Annotated in this window: 12 protein-coding genes; 3 read left to right on the top strand and 9 right to left on the bottom strand. The window is 46.2% G+C overall.

Annotated elements, in window-relative coordinates; genetic code table 11:
- Positions 1–29 precede the first annotated feature (29 nt).
- The 4 genes from QEP08_RS10370 to QEP08_RS10355 form a co-directional block, all read right to left on the bottom strand.
- Positions 30–545 (bottom strand): hypothetical protein, encoded by a 516-nt coding sequence (locus QEP08_RS10370; RefSeq protein ID WP_285057662.1) that lies wholly within the window; start codon positions 543–545, stop codon positions 30–32.
- A 24-nt stretch (positions 546–569) separates the two neighbouring features.
- Positions 570–2,219 carry a RagB/SusD family nutrient uptake outer membrane protein gene (locus QEP08_RS10365; RefSeq protein WP_285057660.1) on the bottom strand — a complete coding sequence of 550 codons (1,650 nt, stop codon included), beginning with the start codon at positions 2,217–2,219 and terminating at the stop codon, positions 570–572.
- Between the two features lie 10 nt (positions 2,220–2,229).
- Positions 2,230–5,364 carry a SusC/RagA family TonB-linked outer membrane protein gene (locus QEP08_RS10360; RefSeq protein ID WP_285057658.1) on the bottom strand — a complete coding sequence of 1,045 codons (3,135 nt, stop codon included), beginning with the start codon at positions 5,362–5,364 and terminating at the stop codon, positions 2,230–2,232.
- A 106-nt stretch (positions 5,365–5,470) separates the two neighbouring features.
- Positions 5,471–9,595 (bottom strand): hybrid sensor histidine kinase/response regulator transcription factor, encoded by a 4,125-nt coding sequence (locus QEP08_RS10355; RefSeq protein ID WP_285057657.1) that lies wholly within the window; start codon positions 9,593–9,595, stop codon positions 5,471–5,473.
- A 616-nt stretch (positions 9,596–10,211) separates the two neighbouring features.
- Here QEP08_RS10355 and QEP08_RS10350 point away from each other — a divergent pair.
- Both QEP08_RS10350 and QEP08_RS10345 read left to right on the top strand, forming a co-directional pair.
- Positions 10,212–10,616 carry a DUF4890 domain-containing protein gene (locus QEP08_RS10350; RefSeq protein ID WP_285057656.1) on the top strand — a complete coding sequence of 135 codons (405 nt, stop codon included), beginning with the start codon at positions 10,212–10,214 and terminating at the stop codon, positions 10,614–10,616.
- A gap of 116 nt (positions 10,617–10,732) precedes the next feature.
- Complete coding sequence (locus QEP08_RS10345) at positions 10,733–11,854, top strand: endo-1,4-beta-xylanase (RefSeq protein ID WP_285057655.1); 1,122 nt, start codon at positions 10,733–10,735, stop codon at positions 11,852–11,854.
- 77 nt (positions 11,855–11,931) lie between these two features.
- Here QEP08_RS10345 and QEP08_RS10340 read toward each other — a convergent pair whose 3' ends face one another.
- From QEP08_RS10340 to QEP08_RS10325, 4 genes are read right to left on the bottom strand one after another with little or no spacing between them, the layout of a single operon-like run.
- The gene (locus QEP08_RS10340; RefSeq protein ID WP_285057653.1) at positions 11,932–12,792 is read right to left on the bottom strand and encodes a GIN domain-containing protein; all 861 of its coding nucleotides are present in this window, start codon (positions 12,790–12,792) and stop codon (positions 11,932–11,934) included.
- 50 nt (positions 12,793–12,842) lie between these two features.
- Entirely contained in the window at positions 12,843–13,217 is a 375-nt protein-coding gene (locus QEP08_RS10335) for a GntR family transcriptional regulator (RefSeq protein WP_285057652.1), read from the bottom strand.
- 18 nt (positions 13,218–13,235) lie between these two features.
- Positions 13,236–14,000, bottom strand: coding sequence for a hypothetical protein (locus QEP08_RS10330; RefSeq protein WP_285057650.1), 765 nt, complete (start codon positions 13,998–14,000; stop codon positions 13,236–13,238).
- A 13-nt stretch (positions 14,001–14,013) separates the two neighbouring features.
- A complete protein-coding gene (locus QEP08_RS10325; protein ID WP_285057648.1) occupies positions 14,014–14,841 on the bottom strand; it encodes an ABC transporter ATP-binding protein in 828 nt (275 codons plus the stop codon).
- Positions 14,842–14,932: 91 nt separating this feature from the next.
- On the opposite strand from QEP08_RS10325, the gene QEP08_RS10320 reads away from it, so the two are divergent.
- Positions 14,933–15,274: a hypothetical protein gene (locus tag QEP08_RS10320; protein ID WP_285057646.1), complete on the top strand. Its 342-nt coding sequence runs from the start codon at positions 14,933–14,935 to the stop codon at positions 15,272–15,274.
- Positions 15,275–15,413: 139 nt separating this feature from the next.
- Here QEP08_RS10320 and QEP08_RS10315 read toward each other — a convergent pair whose 3' ends face one another.
- Positions 15,414–16,448: a PorP/SprF family type IX secretion system membrane protein gene (locus QEP08_RS10315; RefSeq protein WP_285057644.1), complete on the bottom strand. Its 1,035-nt coding sequence runs from the start codon at positions 16,446–16,448 to the stop codon at positions 15,414–15,416.
- Between the last annotated feature and the right edge of the window lies 1 nt (position 16,449).

Below are 16,449 nucleotides of genomic sequence, written 5' to 3'. Positions count from 1 at the left end.
GATAAAAAGGCTTATAGATCATATAAAGCTCAATTGATCCTCAATGGTCTTCTGAAAGCCACAGACATAGTATCCACTCTGTATTCAGAAGTCACGTTCTCAATCAGGTCTATATTTACAGACCGCGCCCCCGGGACCTGATTGTTCAGCAACTTAATGTAAATGGTGTCCCGTGCTTTTTCCGCTTTTGGAAAAACGATGGAATATTTACCGTTTACCGGGTTGATGACCGCCCCGTTTTTATCTACCACATTAAAGTCGGCACCCAAAACAGCAGCCCCGGTACCCGCAATTGTAGCCGGGGTCAGAACATATTGCGCCACCGCATCATAACTTCTGGTAAAGGAAGAATTGAAAGACACTGGAAATTTCAGCAATGCCGCCTGGTTCTTATTGACCGTAACCTGTGCGTTGGTATAAGGTACATAAGCAATATAATAGTGATGGTCATACTCAGGCAGGCCGAGCAGATAATCCCTTTTTTCACAAGCAGAAAGCACACCTACCAGTAATGCCATTGCCGCTATCATTATTTTTGATTTCATTTTCTGATTTCTAATTAATAAACATTACCAGTTAGGATTCTGAACTACATTATTTCCACTCAAACTGATCTCATTCAAAGGAATAGGATACAAATAATCCCGGTCGGCCCTGAAGGCACGCGCACTCGCAGGTTCGGCGATGACAATCCCGTTAGCATTGAGCGCAAGTGAACCCGGATTAGGTAAATTCCAGTCGGTCGTATTGAACTTTCCGCCCAATATTTCCTGTGGCAGTACCACCTCAGCGGTTTTCCAGCGGATCAGGTCATCGTACCTGAAGTTTTCCAGTGCCAGCTCTACAGACCTTTCCCTTCTGATCTCATCCCTCATGTCCAGGCTATTGGCCGTCGCAAAAGCATTGGTCAGTTGAATATTGAAACCTGCCCTGTCCCTGAGCGCATTGACCGTCAGGTTGAGGTCAGCATCACTGATCGCTCCTGACAATTCAAATTTAGCTTCCGCGTAGATCAGCAGCACCTCAGCATACCTGATCAGGGTCTTGTCGACCGTTGCCTGGTTATTGATCGCATTATCCGCCAGGCTAAAACCTTTTTTGCCCGCAAATGCAGTCCTCGATCCCAGGGAAGTAACCGGAACCCATGGGCGCTGATAAGCCTGCTCGCCGATCAAAAACAAGGTCAGTTTCAACCTCGGGTCCCTGTTTTTGAAAATGTCATCATAGTTGACCTCATTGCTTTCAGGAATAAACAGGGCCGATTTGGTAGCACTGGGCGCATTTTCTGTTGTCCATGCAGGCAAACCATCTGTATATAAATACTGGCGCAGCAGACTGCGGGTAGGTGCGATCCTTCCGTTCTCCAGATCCCTGGAATTGTTGTGTCCCAGCAGCACATTGGCGCTGCTCGGCCCGTAGATCTTTACAAAGATATTTTCTGTATTTGTTGGACCCTCACCCGCTATCAGAAACTGGTTGCTGTAGCTCGGATTCAATATATGGCCCTGCGCCATCACCAAAGTTGCCGCATCAACAGCCTTGTTCAGATGAGACTGCCAGTCCCCGTCATTGTGAAACTTGGCCCTTGTACCTTCATAAAGTGCTACCCTGGCTTTAAAAGCCCAGGCTACGCTCTTGGTCAGCCTGCCAAACTGGGCAGCAGGCAGCTCTGCACGTGAAGGGAGCCACTGTGCCGCAAAATCAAGATCATCATAGATCTGCTGCGCCACCTGAGCCCTTGGTGTCCGTGGCATGGAAAGCTCCGGCGACGTGATGTCCAGTGTTTTCAGCAACAGAGGCACGGCTCCATACTTCTGCATCAAACTGAAGTAATTGTAGGCCCTGAAAAAACGTGCCTCCGCAAAATACCGGTTCTTTACCGTCTCAGAAACAGCGGCCTTGCCGGCTTTTTCCAGAATGTTATTTGCTGTAAAAATTCTTTTATAAGGATCAGTCCAGTCCCCGCTCGATCCAGGTACCGGCCTGCTGCCTGTACTGACCTGGTTCGATCCCGGGCCTATATTGTCTTCGGCCCTGTTGTCGATGCCATAACCAGGCAATTCCTGGTACATCCGGTTGCAGGCATTGATCAGGTCCGTCTCCGTATTCCAGAAGTTCACATCACTGAATTCGGTCTCCGGAAACCGGTCCAGTTTACAGCCGCTGCCCAAAAATGTAAGAGGCAGTAAACAAACTAAAGCTATATTGATTGTTTTCATAAGATTCAAATTAAAAAGTAACATTAAGACCAAAGGATACCGTGCGGAAAAACGGATAAGTTCCCGTATCTGCATCATTTCCTACCTCAGGATCAAACACACTCAGCACATCCGTCCTTTCCCACAGGTCCTGACCGGCAAGGTATACCCTCATGTTCTGAATGAACTTTTTCCTGAAGGGAATGGTATAGCCCAGCTGAACATTCTTCAAGCGCAGGTAAGAACCGTTTTGCACAGAGCGGTCAGATGCCTGGTAGTTATAGGTATTTCCCTGGTACAAGCGGGGAAACATGGCATTGGGGTTCTCCGGTGTCCAGCGGTCCATAAAAATGCTGTAAGGCATGAACGCACTCTGGTTAAAAGGCACCAGCGCATTGTTGTTCAGCAGGAAAGCACGTTTGGCCACACCCTGGAACATGACCGAAAAATCAATACCCTTCCAGTTCAACCCAAGGTCCATTCCGTAGGTGTACCTGCCACTTGTAGTACCCAGATACGTCAGGTCTCCCGGATCTTCAGGAGTTGCGCCGCCAGCGCTGATCCTTCCGTCACCATTCAGGTCCAGGTATTTCACGTCACCCGGTTTAAAGGCATTGGCCGGGGCAAAAGGATATTGCACCCTTGCCTTATAATCATCAGCTTCCTGCTGGGTCTGAAAGTATCCGTCTGTTTTGTAGCCCCATACACTGTTCAAAGGATAACCTTCCAGCAGTTCCACCCGTCCGCCATTGACAGAACTTCTTCCATCATATTTGATCACCTTGTTCTGGTTATCTGAAATGTTAAAGCCTACATTATAACCTACACTACCAATCTTGTCCCTCCATTTGATGTCCAGCTCCCAGCCATAGCTTTTGAGTTCACCGACATTGACAGTCCCGGTTTCTACACCGATGATACTTGGGACTTTAATTGCCGCCAGCATATCCTTATTTCGTTTTTCAAAAATATCAGCCGTAAACAACAACCTTTCGTTGAGCAATCCCAGGTCAATACCTATATTGGCCTGCTGCACCGTTTCCCAGCTTTTAGTCGGAGAAGACAGCTGCTTCTGAAAAAAGAACTGGCTTTGCTGGCCATTGAAGATCACATTCGGATAGTCCGAACGGCTTTCACCAAGACCCGCACTCAGCAAAGGAATATAGTCATAAAGGCCTAGTACCGAACCATTGCCCAATTGTCCCCAGGATGCCCTCAGTTTCAAATTGGAGACCACAGGCAGATTATCCTTGATAAAAGACTCCTGGTTGATGCGCCATGCCGCAGAAAACGAAGGGAACAATTGCCAGCGGTTTTCAGGAGCCAGCCTCGAGCTGCCATCATAACGAAAAGAAGCTTCGAAAAGGTATTTCTCAGAAAAATCATAATTGAACCTGCCAAATACAGAACCAATGGCCCAGGTTTCCACCAGGTCAAAATTCTGCTTGGTCAATGGATCGGCAAAATTAAAACTGAAGAAGTCATTGTTGACCATCGTCTGCGCCTGTGCCCGCACTTCATCCTTACGGTATTCTTCATAAGAAGCACCACCCAATAACTTAAAATGATGGTTTTTAACCGTCAGGTCATAATTCAGCACGCCCTGAAAATTGTTATGGAAACCACGGTTTTTGATCATTTCCATACTATTGGGCTTATTGATAGAGAACCTTTCCAGTTCCGTAGTACGTCCATACCAGACTAGTGTCCTTCGGTTGGCTTCCATATTGTAACTGTCCTGGTTTCTCCAGCCCGTAAAATCAGCCGTCAAACCTTTAACCAGGTTTTTAACCGTTAAATTTAATTTGCCCTGAAAAGTCTCGTAATTGCGGGTCTCCAGACCGGCATTCTTTTGAATGTCGATGGCATTCACCTGCAAATCGCCATTGTAAGGCTGGCCCGTCTGGTCTTCAGCAGGTGTAAAAATCGTTTGCCTGTTGCGGCTGCGATACAGGTTGGCAATGATATTACCTGTTCCGTTTGAATTTTCATTGACAAAAGAACCTGCGTAACCACCGACAAAACCCACACTCAGGTATTTGTTCAGTTCCGCATTGACATTCAGTTTCAGGTTTTTCCTGGAATTGTCATCGGGACCGTAACGCAATACCCCGTCCCGCTGATAATAACCCCCGGAGGCCAGGTAATTCAGCTTCTGGTCACCCCCACTTACCGACAAGGCATAATTCTGCATGCCGTTGTATTTGCTCATCCCCTCTTTGACCCAGTCAGTACTTCCAAAATACTCCCATCGGTTGGCGCCAGGGTTTTCCCTGTACTGAAAGTTGGGGTTCCTGATCCACTCCATCATTTCAGGAGTATACTCTCTGGTTCCCAAAGCATTAAACCTCGCTTCATCGATCAGCAGCTGCTCCTCCCAGGACGGCAGGCGCTCAGGCTGTCTCGCCGTAATGTTCAAACCATAATAACTGTTAAAATTGATCTTCGTCTTGCCGCCTGATCCTTTTTTTGTAGTGACCAGCACCACACCGCCCGCAGCGCGCGCACCATAAATGGCCGCTGCCGAGGCATCCTTCAGCACAGAAATGCTTTCCACATCGTCCGGATTTACCAGGTTCATGTCCATCTGGATCCCGTCCACCAGTACCAGTGCGTCTGCCCCGTTTGAAGAAGTCACACCCCTGATCCGGATCCCGGTGCTCTCATCACCCGGCTGTCCGCTGCCCCTGGTAATGGTCACGCCCGGAGAAACGCCCTGTAAGGCAGAAGTCAGGTTGGGTACGGGCCTTCCCGCAATGTCATCACTTTTGATTTGTGCTACCGCACCACTGAGGTTTACCTTTTTCTGGGTACCGTAACCGACTACTACCACCTCATTCAGGTCGGTAAGACTTTCCTTTAACTGTACATCGACCACCTTACGCCCGGCAACAGCCGTTTCATAAGTTGCAAAACCGATGTAAGTAAAAACAAGGACAGACTGGCTGTTTGGTACCGCGATCGTGAATTTACCATTGATATCTGTCACCGCCGACGCCTTCGCATCCTTAACAGTGATCCCGACACCGGGAATGCCATCGCCGCTTCCGTCCCTTACCGTACCTGTAACCTGGACAGACTGGCCGAACGCAAAGCTGCCGGCCAGTAATAAAACAATCAATAATGCCATGGCCAGCAATTGACTGCCTGAGTAAAGTTTGTTCATAGTTTGCTTTATTATATTTGGTGAAGCTAAACTAGACGCTGGCGAAATAGAGAAGGGGTTAAAATCTTAAATAAAGAGGGGGAAAATCTTAAAAAACACAAGAAATTCAGTCCAGTTCGTAAGCTGAAGGCGTTTTACCGAACTGCTTGCTAAATTCCCTGCTGAAATATTTGCTGTCACTGAAGCCCACCATATAGGCCACCTCATAGACCGTATGGTGGCCCTGCTGCAGCAACTGGGCCGCACGTTTCAGGCGCACAGACTTGATGAAATTATTTACCGTAAGGCCCGTCAGGGCTTTGATCTTTTTATAGAGCACTGGCGTACTCATGCCCACTTCAGATGCGAGTGTATTGACATTGAATTCCTCTTCCCCAAAATTGTTCTCGATCAAAGCCATGATCTTTCCCAAAAACTCTTCATCGGCCGATTCGATCAGGATATTGGTAGGCTGCAAAGTGATCTGCTGGCTGAACTTCCGGCGCATATTGGCCTGCAGGGTGAGCATGTTGTAAATATGAAGCTGCAGACTGTTGATGCTGAAGGGTTTGGTCAGGTAAGCCTCTGCTCCTGTCTTCAGGCCGTTCACTTCGTGGATATTTCCTGACCGGGCAGTCAAAAGAATGATCGGGATATGGCTGGTACGCGTGTCCGTTTTCAGAATGCGGCATAATTCCAATCCATCCATCACCGGCATCATCACATCACTGACAATGATATCCGGAATGCGCTCCATGGCGATATCCACCCCTTCCCTGCCGTTTTCAGCCTCCAGGATATGATAATTCTGTTTTAAAGAACTGCTGATGAACTCCCGCACTTCCAGGTTGTCTTCCACAATCAAAATACTGATGGTGTCTGCTGTTTTATCCCCTGATTTCAAATCAGCCAGCCCCTCCTCCTGATAGACCAGACCGCTTTCCGGCACTTCCTCTACGGGCTGATAAAACTCCGGGTTTTCCACATTGACGTATGACTCTGCCAGTTCACTGGCCTTAAAATGCCTTTGTCCCATTTTCAGTTTCAGGACAAAAGAAGTCTGCATCCCGGTCTTCGCAGCCTCTTCAGCACTCAGCAAAGTCAAACTCCCATGATGGAGCCTTGCGATCTTTTCCGCAAGTGACAGACCGATCCCCGTACCCGAACCAGCAGATTGATGGTCCCTGACCTGGTAAAAATTACTGAAGATCTTATCCCTGCTTTCCTCAGGAATACCCTTCCCATTATCAGAAACCCTGATTTCCACCTGACCACTGGCCACTGCGATCAGATCAACGACAATCCGGCCATGATCCGGGGTAAACTTAAACGCATTGGACAATAAGTTGAAAAGCACCTTTTCCAGCTGCACCGGATCAAAATAAACCTCAATAACTTCCTCCCCGCAATTGAAACGGTAATCAATCTGATGCCTGATCGCCAGATATTGGAACGACAAAAAGATCTCCCGGGCAAAGCTGACCATATTGCCAGGCATCACATGGAGGCTCATATTGCCCGATTCTGCTTTTCTGAAATCCATCAGCTCATTGACCAGCCTGGTCAGACGGCCCGCATTCTTTTTCACGGTAAGCAGCCTGCGGTTCAGTGCCGGAGATTCCCGCGTTTCAGTGACCAGGTTTTCCAGCGGCCCCAGGATCAGCGTCAGCGGCGTGCGGATCTCATGAGATACATTGGTAAAGAAATCCAGCTTCATCTGGTACAGTTCATGCTCTCTTTTCAGCAGCTCCCGCATCCACAAATACCTGAATATCAAAAAGACAAGCCCCGCGATGCAGACCACATAAAAAGTATAAGCCCACCAGGTCTTCCAGAAAGGCGGGTGCACATGGATCAGCAGTCTGGCCGGCTCGGCAGTCCAGACACCGTCATTGTTGGCACCCCTGACCAGCAGCGTATATGTGCCTGCCGGAAGGTTGGTAAAGGAAGCCGAAGGTGCCGATACATAATTCCAGTCCTTTTCAAACCCATCCAGTTTATAGGCGTACCTGTTCTTTTCCGACTTGATAAAATTGAGCAGGGCAAAATCAACAGTAAAGATATTCTGATGATAAGAGAAATCGATCTCTGAAGTCAAACTGATATTTCTGGCCAGCAGGCCTGTCTCATCGCCGATGTTCACCGGTTTGTTGAAGAGTTTTAAACGTGCAAAAACTGCTCTTGGTACGAGCCGGTTGCGTCTGATCTGCTCCGGAAAGAAACTGACCAGACCGTTGTAGCCACCAAAGAACATTTCTCCCCGACTGTCTTTGAAAGAAGAATTTAAATTGAATACATTTCCTGGCAGGCCATCCTCCACTGTATAATTTGTAAAAACCTTTCCGTTAAACCTGGAAAGCCCGTTTGAAGTGCTGATCCATAAAAAACCCCGCTTGTCTTCCAAAAGCCCAAGTGCATTGTTGCCCGGCAATCCATTTTCAGCCGTGTAGTTCTGAATGCTGTTTTTAACCGGATCGTACCTGACCAGCCCGGACTCGTAACTGCCCAGCCAAACCACACCCCTGTCATCTTCCCTGATAAAATTGACATCATCAAATCTGATCTTCGTATCCGGATGCTCAAACCGCCTTGCTTTTTCAGCACCCGGTGGCAAAACATAAGTCCCCGAATTGGTAGCCAGCCAAATATTGTGCTGCCGGTCTTCATAAAAACAGCGCACATACCTCAGGTCCTCACTTTCATGCCCGCCCATGAAGACAGAAAAGTCATCCGTAGCCTGGTTGTAAATAAAAATCCCCTGCGAGCGTGTACCCAGCCAAAGCCTCCCGCGGCTGTCGTGCAACATACAGACGATCCGGTTAGAATTCAACCCCTTTGCGGATCGATCAGGCTTATAATGCTTAAAAGTACCCGTTTCCGGTCTGTATACATCCAGCCCGCCCTCATAGGTAGCCACCCAGACCCAGCCTTCGCGGTCTATGGAAACCGCCTTGACCAGATTGGAACTCAGGGATCTGCTGCTTTCCCCGTCACTTTTGAAATTGGTAAACGAACCCGTCGACCTGTTGTAATAATTGAGGCCCTCAGCTTCCGTCCCTATCCACAGGTTACCCGCCTTATCTTCCACTATGGCACTGATCACATTGCTGCTGATCCCGTTCTTTCCCGGGTTGGCCTTATAGGTCCGGAATGGGGTCGAATTGGCATGATACACATTTACACCTCCATAATAGGTGCCCAGCCACATGGAACCTGCCGCATCGTGCAGGATGTCATAAACCGAATTCTGGTTCAGGCTGGAAGGATCGTCAGGGTTGTGCGATATGTTTGTAAACTTCTCACGGTCAGCATCATAAATACTGATCCCGTTTAAGGTAGAAATCCACAATTTACCGGAACTGTCCATCGTGATCTTCCTGATCACATTGCTCAGCAGGGCATTTGGCTGGCCTTTTTTTGCTGTATAATGTCTGAAACTGCCCATCGCCCTGTCCAGCAATTCCAGCCCAAAATTATGGGTCCCGATCCATAGCCTGTGTTTTGCGTCTTCAAAAATGGTATTGATGTCATTGTCAGCCAGACTGGCTGGGCTTGCCTGGTCGTGAAAATAAGTGCTGAAGATATAACTGCCTTTATGGGGTGTCATGCTGGTCAGCCCGTCTACTGTACCGACCCAGAGTACGTTGTTATGGTCCTGATGAATGGCCTTGACCAGGTTGTGGGCAATCCCCCGTCCTTTTACCGGGCTGCTGTAAAAGCGTTGAAATTTGCCATTCTTCAGCAGTTTATTGAGCCCGTTTTCCGTTCCCACCCAAATGTTGCCCTGCTTATCCTGAAAAAGATGCCGGATGATGTTGTTGCTGATGCTGTTCTGGTCCTCAGGATCGTTTACGAAATGCCGGAACGAATTGCTTTCAGGCAGGTAGAGGTTCAGCCCGTTCTGTGTCCCGATCCATAAGTTGCCCTTCCGGTCTGTAAGTAAAGTATTGATGTTCCTGCTGCTGCTCAGTGATCCTGGGTTGCGTTCATCGTGCTTATAGACCTCAAAAGTCTGGCTGTTGAATTTATTCAAGCCGTCTTTCGTACCAAACCACATGAACCCTATGCTGTCCTGCGCAATCGACAATACGCTGCTTTGAGATAGTCCGTTTTCCACTGTGAGGTGATTGAAACTGATCTTGCTGCCTAATGCCGGCTGCTGTGCCAGTGTTTTCGCAAGCATACCTCCTGACCATACCATCAGCAGCAGGACAAACTTCCTTAAAGAAAACAGGTATGTATTGCAGTTCATATTTTGGTCAGTCACGCGCCTGCTTTTAAAGGCAGCTAAGGCGTTCGGTCAATTGTAAAATTACAGAAAATTAGGCACCATGCATCATGTCCCATATTTTTATCAGATCTGACGATATTTCCATTACGTTATCTTTGTTATAAACCGGGGAGTAGTAAACTTATCCCAGTATAGGACAGAGTAGTAACAAAACTTCTTATTGTAAACTTATTCCAGTATAGGACAAGGTGTCAAAGTCCTCTTAAAGCTCATGGTTGATAGGTCCTTGATAAGCCCCTGGTCAATGGCTGCTTAGGGGTTGGTAGGTCTATGGCCGAAGCAACCCTTAAGGGAGGGTTAAGCGAGGGTTAATAAGGTGTGGTGTTTCTATGGACTTACACTGGAGTTTCTGCAGGGTTTAAAACCGGGCTGTCTTTATGTATTTATAAATACAGTATCTTGTTTTACTACATTCGTATAAATTATGATTTTGTAAGGAACTTTAAAATCCTTTAGAAACGTACAATATCCTTTGTGCAGGTACAAATTCTTTCTTTTAACATTTCTTAACATTCCGGTGATTAAACCATTTACCGGATAGAAGCTCTATGACTAAGAACAACGTAAAGAAACGAAAATGAGAAAATTGATTTTTACCGCCATGTTATTCATCAGTATGGGTACTATGGCATTCGCGCAGCAGGACAGTACTAAAAAAGCACGCAAGACCCCGGAAGAAAGGGCACAGCATGCAACCGATGCGCTGGACAAAAAACTTTCGCTGACTGCTGACCAAAAAACGAAAATATATGCGATCAATCTGGATGGCATCAAGAAGGCCAAAGGTAAACATGTAAAAGGTCAGAAGCCTGATATGGCCGCAATGAAAGCCGCTATGGAGGAAAGGGACGTCCAGATCAGCAGTGTTTTAAATGAAGGCCAGCGCAAAAGCTATGACGAGATAAAAGCCAAAAGGGCTGAGTCTTTCAAAAAACATGGCAAAAAAGGCAACCGGAAAAAATCTGAACCGGAAAAGGTATAAAAAGTATAATTAATATAGGGTTAATTATAGGGTGATGAGTGAGGGTGATGAAAAACGGCAGATGAAAATCTGCCGTTTTGCTATCTTAGTAAATTATAAATGATGATGTCCAATATATGAACCACTATTCAATATCACGCTTTCACCTGTTCCTCTTGTTATTTCTGGTTACAGATCTTGCGTTCGCTCAGAAAAAGCAGGTTCCGCTTAAAGCCTACTTCAAAAAGGACTTCCTGACGGGGGTGGCCATCAGAAGAAATTATACAGACGGGAGTAATGTGAAGGCGCAAAAATTGATCGTTGAGCAGTTCAACAGCATAAGCCCTGAAAATGACCTGAAGTGGGGGGCCTTGCACCCCCGACCGGGCATATACCGCTTTGATTATGCAGACCAGTATGTGGATTTTGGTGTCAAAAACCATATGGCCACCATCGGCCATACCCTGATCTGGCACAGCCAAAGCCCGGAATGGATTTTCAAGGATGACCAGGGCCTGCAAATCGGCAGGGAGGCTTTGCTCAAAAGGATGCAGGACCATATTGAAACGGTGGTAGGCCGGTATAAGGGGAAGATAAAAGGCTGGGATGTGGTCAACGAGGCATTTAATGACAATGGCACTTTCAGGGAAACCAAATGGAAAACGATCATTGGTGAAGATTATATAGAAAAAGCTTTTGAATTTGCGCAACAGGCTGATCCCGGTTGTGAGTTGTATTACAACGATTATAACCTGTACAATCCGGCAAAAAGGGCCAGTGTTTTAAAGCTGATCAAACGTTTACAGGCAAGAAATATAAAAATCAAGGGCGTTGGTGAACAGGGACATTATAGTCTGGTCTTCCCGAATATAACCAGTATAGAAAAAATACTGACAGATTTTGAACCTTTGGGTGTGGATGTCAATTTTACGGAACTGGATATTGATGTATTGCCAAGAGCCGGTAGAGAAATTACCGCCGAGGTCTCTGCCAGTGAAGGTTACGAAAGTAAATATGATCCGTTCAAAAAGGGACTGCCTGATAGCGTCACGTTGCAGTTGGCAAAGCGTTACCAGTCCATTTTCAGCTTATTTGTCAAATACAGGAAAATGGTCGGCAGGGTTACTTTCTGGGGCCTGACCGACGGCGCATCATGGCTCAATAATTTTCCGGTTAGGGGAAGGAGCAATTATCCGCTTTTGTTTGACAGGAATTACCAGATGAAGGAAGCGGTTTATCAAGCGATTACCGGGAAATAAATGCTGATCAGACAAAATGCCACCTCTGCTGCTTGAACAAAGGTGGCATTTGATGATGGCGATTGGGGGCATTTATTTTACAGGGTTTTATTTTTCGGCGCGTACATCTGGTTGATGTTAACCGCGGGCATTTCTACTTGCGTGGAATCTGAAAAGCGCCCTGAGCACTGTTCAATCTGCATGTTAAAAACCTTAACTTTTGCCTTTCCAAGGGTATTCAGGGTCAGGTGCTTAATCGATTTCTCCGGGACCCCGTCATATCCGCCGTTCAGCTCTATCTCGGCGTTTCCGGCAGCATTGATGGAAAGGTTGTCAAATGAGCTCATCTCACTCTTTACATTGGTCCCATTGAGCTCTAGGTTTACGGATTTGGTGGCGGTCTCTCTGAAACTTATTTCTCCTACTTTATCAGTCCGGACGCTTAACCATCCAATATTGGTCTCCGGATCGAAGTGCCCCGACCCTGTGCTGCTCAGGTTGAGCTGCAGGGAATCCTGTTTCGCATTCAGGTTCAAACCTCTGCCATTTACAACATTCAGTTTTTTAATTCCAGGGCCGTAAATCCAGATTCTTGTATAGTTGTCCCGTTGTTTGTCTGATTTTTTGAGCACGATCTGCAACTGTCCGCTGGCGTCAACAGTTGTTGAAATCAGGCCTTTTAAATTTTCCGCGTACCTGACTTCGGTCTTTTCCGCCTGAACGAGCCTGACCGCCAGATAAAACTGATCTGCTCCTTCTATATTTACGGACTCAAATGGGGTACTGACAGCAATGGCCGGCATGTCTTTGGGCACAGGACCAAAGGTGTCCATTTCTGTGCCCCCGCCTGTTGTATTTTCCTTTTCATAATATACCCCTGAAACAATCGCTATGCCCAGAATAGGCAGCAGGATCAGCGCAGCTGCAAAGGCAATCAATAATTTATTACTTGTTTTCATCTGTTTATTTATTATATTTTGTTAAATGGGAGCCTTTCGGGTTCATTGTCTTAAACATTAAAAGTTTCTTTAACATAAGTGTTGTAGCGGTTTTCCAGTTCATTGAAACCGATGTTGAGCAGGTATATGTTCCTGAAAACCGAGGGCAGCTCATTGTCCATAAACTCCCCTCTCCGGTAGCTTTTCACATTGGCAACCGCATTTTCGGTCACAAAAAAACCAATTCCTCTTTTGTTATTGATGATGTTTTTGTTTTGAAGCAGTTCGTAAGTGCGCATCACTGTATTTGGATTGACCTCGAGGTCTACTGCCATTTCTCTTACGGAGGGTACCTTTTCATCGGTCTTCCATTTTTCGAGCAAAATGTGATCGCAGACGTACTCTGCTATTTGAAGGTATATTGCCTTATTGTCTCTGAATTCCATATCTATACCATTTTAAAATTAAACCTCTTTTTCTTTAAGGCGTAAATAGGTGATTACCCAGAATACGATAGTCAGCACGATCAGCAATAAAGTCAGCATGCATTCGAGCGGACTCTTGTCTCCGCTATGCACAATAGGATTATTTTCTACTGCGTGTCTGCCCCTGGTTAGCAGTTCTCCTGATTTAAAGACTACTGCCATCCACACGCCTATAAAAACCATTACGGAAAGTGCCGTTTTGATGTAGTGAAACTTCTCAAAATACACTGAGCCCAGTAAAAAAATACTGGTTACAAATAAAGGAAGGATGTATACAGGCGCATAAAGGCCGTGCCGGACGATGCTGAAAAAATAGACTTTATCCCTGGCTGCATCTTGCAGGTTGGCCACAAAAACTACATCTGTAAGGAAAAAGATCAGCAGATAGCTGATTGTACTTAGGATTCCTGTAAAGAAAACTCCGGCTAGAAACTTCTCAAATGTGGAAGCGGGAATCAGCAAATCTATGATCGTTTTAGGTTTTTGACCAAGGTGCGCAAAATAACTGCTCGCTACTGCGGTAAGGAACAGAAACCCCAGACCTATGAACAAAGGCACTCTAAAAGATATCTTGCGTTCATTAAAAGGTTCCAGGCCGGTAAATACGGGCCAAAAGGCTATTGCATAGGCAGCCAGGATCACCCCAAATACCACAGCAAGTGTAATCAGGTAGATCTTCCCGAATTCCAGCCATTTTCGCTTTAGCAGCAGGCCAAAACGTTGTATGTCAAATGTGTTGTTCATGTTTGTTCTGATTTTAATTAAAGGCTGCTTTTATTTTAATTTTTTCCGCAAGTACGGCGTTAAACAGCAGCTCCATATCGAGTTTACTGTCTTCGTCATGGTAGTTTGGCATTAATGCATGGTATCCGGACAATGAAGGTTCGGCATAGATCACGGTATCGTCCAGCTCTTTGATGCGTTTGAAACAAAGTTTCTTGGTGATTTCTTCCACTGAAGCCTTCAATGCTACGCAGCTTTCATCCAGCATGATCACGGTATCGATCAGGTTGTCCAGGTCCCGGACCTGGTGTGTGGAAATGATGATGCAGCGATCATCAGTCAATGCTGCAGCCATAATTTTGCGGAACTGTGCTTTTGATGGTATGTCCAGTCCATTGGTTGGCTCATCCATAATGATCAGCTGCGCCTTTGTAGCCAGACCGAAGGCAATGATCAGCTTTTTCTTTTGTCCGTAACTCATGTTAACCAGTTTTTGGTCAACCGGAATATCAAACTCGGCCAATAGGTCGCCGAAATAATTGTGGTCAAAATTGGAATAAAATGCCGCATTGGCTTTCACATAGGAATCGATCTTTACCGAAGGCAGGTAAAATTCCTCAGGGATGAAGCAGATTTCTTTCAGCAAAGCTGGTTGCCTTTTGGCCGGATTGTATCCGATCACGTCGATTTTTCCGCTGAAGGCGTAGACCAGCCCGGCCATATTCTTTAACAGACTGGACTTGCCGGCCCCGTTCTTGCCCAGCAGTCCATAAATGTGTCCTGCCTTGAGCTGCATGCTCAGATCTTTGAAGAGCAGCTTCTTTTTGCTGTATCCAAAATTCAGGTTCTTTATTTCTATCATGATTAGTGTATTAGTTTATTAATACACTAAAGTATAATGTAATATTGAAATCACCAAATTATTTTAGAATTATTTGTATTATCTTGTCGCTATGGCCAAGGAAATCAATTTTAATCCTGCTGATTTTGCGCTTGTAAGAGAAATAGCGCTTCAGTTTCCTGATGCATCGGACAGTCTGTCCCATTACGATACTCCTTCGGTCAAGATCAAAAAAAATTTATTGTGCCGGCTGCATGAAGGTGGGGAATGGCTGGCAATGCGGACGGATTTTGAAAGCAGGGAGCTATTCCTGGAGAAATATCCTGAAAGCTGTTTTATCAACGCGCATTTCCTAAATTATCCCTATATCGGAGTTTACGTGGGCAACTACAATAGGGAATTGCTTAAGGCCATCCTGGAATCCGGATACAGGGCCATTACTGCAAAAAAGTGACAACAGATGTTAGGGTTTAGGCAAGGTTGGCCGGCTTGGTGTCTGTGTTTACGGTAAACCGGATCAGGCGTTTGTGATTTGATCAACTTGCATAAAGCCAGGCATTTGATTCCGACATGTCATCTAACAATTTAAATGGTCAGTAGAAATTATAACACCGCAGCCCATTAAATTTGTTGTAGCCTGAGCTGTTTGGGAAATACTTTTCATATCCAATACTGGCCTCGGTTGTTCCATTGGTGTTGGTGTAGTTGATCCTCGAGGTGGTGGCATCGTGGCTGATGCCCAGCCTCAGTTTCTCTCCATTGTCACGGTTCATAAAAATATCGAAGATCAGGGAGACCACTATGGCATCCGGACTTCCGGCCCCGCTTGTTCTGTACCAGAGACCAGTATTGATACCTCTGTATTTAAATTGAAAGCCGCCACTTATGGAACTGGCGCTTGCTTGTTTGTAATAGACTACTGAAGGGATAATGTACGCGCCGTCATCCTGGTTATAATTATAGCCGCCGCTGATCAGTAAGCGGTAGCTGGCATTTGCCACCAGCCGCATGGGTAATTTGGCCTGTGTGCCTGTAAACGATTCATCGGGCTTGTTGATGTGGTGGAGTGCTGTACCGATCATGAAGTCATGGTAGACAATATTGATCCCACCGCCTGCATCGAAATAGAATTTACTGGAAACATCAGGGATCTGGGCGGATGATGTACTGCCTGGCATATAGCCCAGGCGCATATCGATCTGGTCTGAAAACACGAGCTTGTTCCAGTCAACCCTTCTGTTGGTAAAGCCTGCCTGGATACCAAACGAAGCAACAATGTCATCGCCGCCAACACTATAAGAGTAAGTAGCGGCAATATTGTTTTTATTGAGATAGGCCTGTCCTTCACTGCTTCTGGTGAACAGCAACCCTACTCCGCCCCCAAATTTGGGGATATTGAGATCCGCGGAAGCGCTGATATAAGACAGGTCTCCACTGAGCCCGGTCCATTGGTTCCTGTAGATCAGGTTCATCCGGATGTCTCCTTCAAATTGCCCTGTGAGGGCCGGATTTAAATAGACCGGCGCGTTGAAGAATTGTGAGTAGATGTGGTCTTGTGCAATGACGGCTGATGCATTCCAGATTATCGTTATTGTACATATTAAATAAATTCTCCTCAGCTTTCCCATT

Source organism: Pedobacter ginsengisoli, from assembly GCF_030244015.1.
GTDB classification, from domain to species: domain Bacteria; phylum Bacteroidota; class Bacteroidia; order Sphingobacteriales; family Sphingobacteriaceae; genus Pedobacter; species Pedobacter ginsengisoli.
Note: the sequence above shows the minus strand (reverse complement) of the source record. Positions and strands in the feature narration are given on the sequence as shown.

Bases quoted from the DNA above. Each gene is read 5' to 3' on its own strand.
- QEP08_RS10370 (WP_285057662.1), bottom strand. From the start codon at position 545: ATGAAATCAAAAATAATGATAGCGGCAATGGCATTACTGGTAGGTGTG.
- QEP08_RS10340 (WP_285057653.1), bottom strand. From the start codon at position 12,792: ATGAAAACAAGTAATAAATTATTGATTGCCTTTGCAGCTGCGCTGATC.
- QEP08_RS10345 (WP_285057655.1), top strand. From the start codon at position 10,733: ATGAACCACTATTCAATATCACGCTTTCACCTGTTCCTCTTGTTATTT.
- QEP08_RS10365 (WP_285057660.1), bottom strand. From the start codon at position 2,219: ATGAAAACAATCAATATAGCTTTAGTTTGTTTACTGCCTCTTACATTT.
- QEP08_RS10330 (WP_285057650.1), bottom strand. From the start codon at position 14,000: ATGAACAACACATTTGACATACAACGTTTTGGCCTGCTGCTAAAGCGA.
- QEP08_RS10320 (WP_285057646.1), top strand. From the start codon at position 14,933: ATGGCCAAGGAAATCAATTTTAATCCTGCTGATTTTGCGCTTGTAAGA.
- QEP08_RS10350 (WP_285057656.1), top strand. From the start codon at position 10,212: ATGAGAAAATTGATTTTTACCGCCATGTTATTCATCAGTATGGGTACT.
- QEP08_RS10335 (WP_285057652.1), bottom strand. From the start codon at position 13,217: ATGGAATTCAGAGACAATAAGGCAATATACCTTCAAATAGCAGAGTAC.
- QEP08_RS10360 (WP_285057658.1), bottom strand. From the start codon at position 5,364: ATGAACAAACTTTACTCAGGCAGTCAATTGCTGGCCATGGCATTATTG.
- QEP08_RS10315 (WP_285057644.1), bottom strand. From the start codon at position 16,448: ATGGGAAAGCTGAGGAGAATTTATTTAATATGTACAATAACGATAATC.
- QEP08_RS10325 (WP_285057648.1), bottom strand. From the start codon at position 14,841: ATGATAGAAATAAAGAACCTGAATTTTGGATACAGCAAAAAGAAGCTG.
- QEP08_RS10355 (WP_285057657.1), bottom strand. From the start codon at position 9,595: ATGAACTGCAATACATACCTGTTTTCTTTAAGGAAGTTTGTCCTGCTG.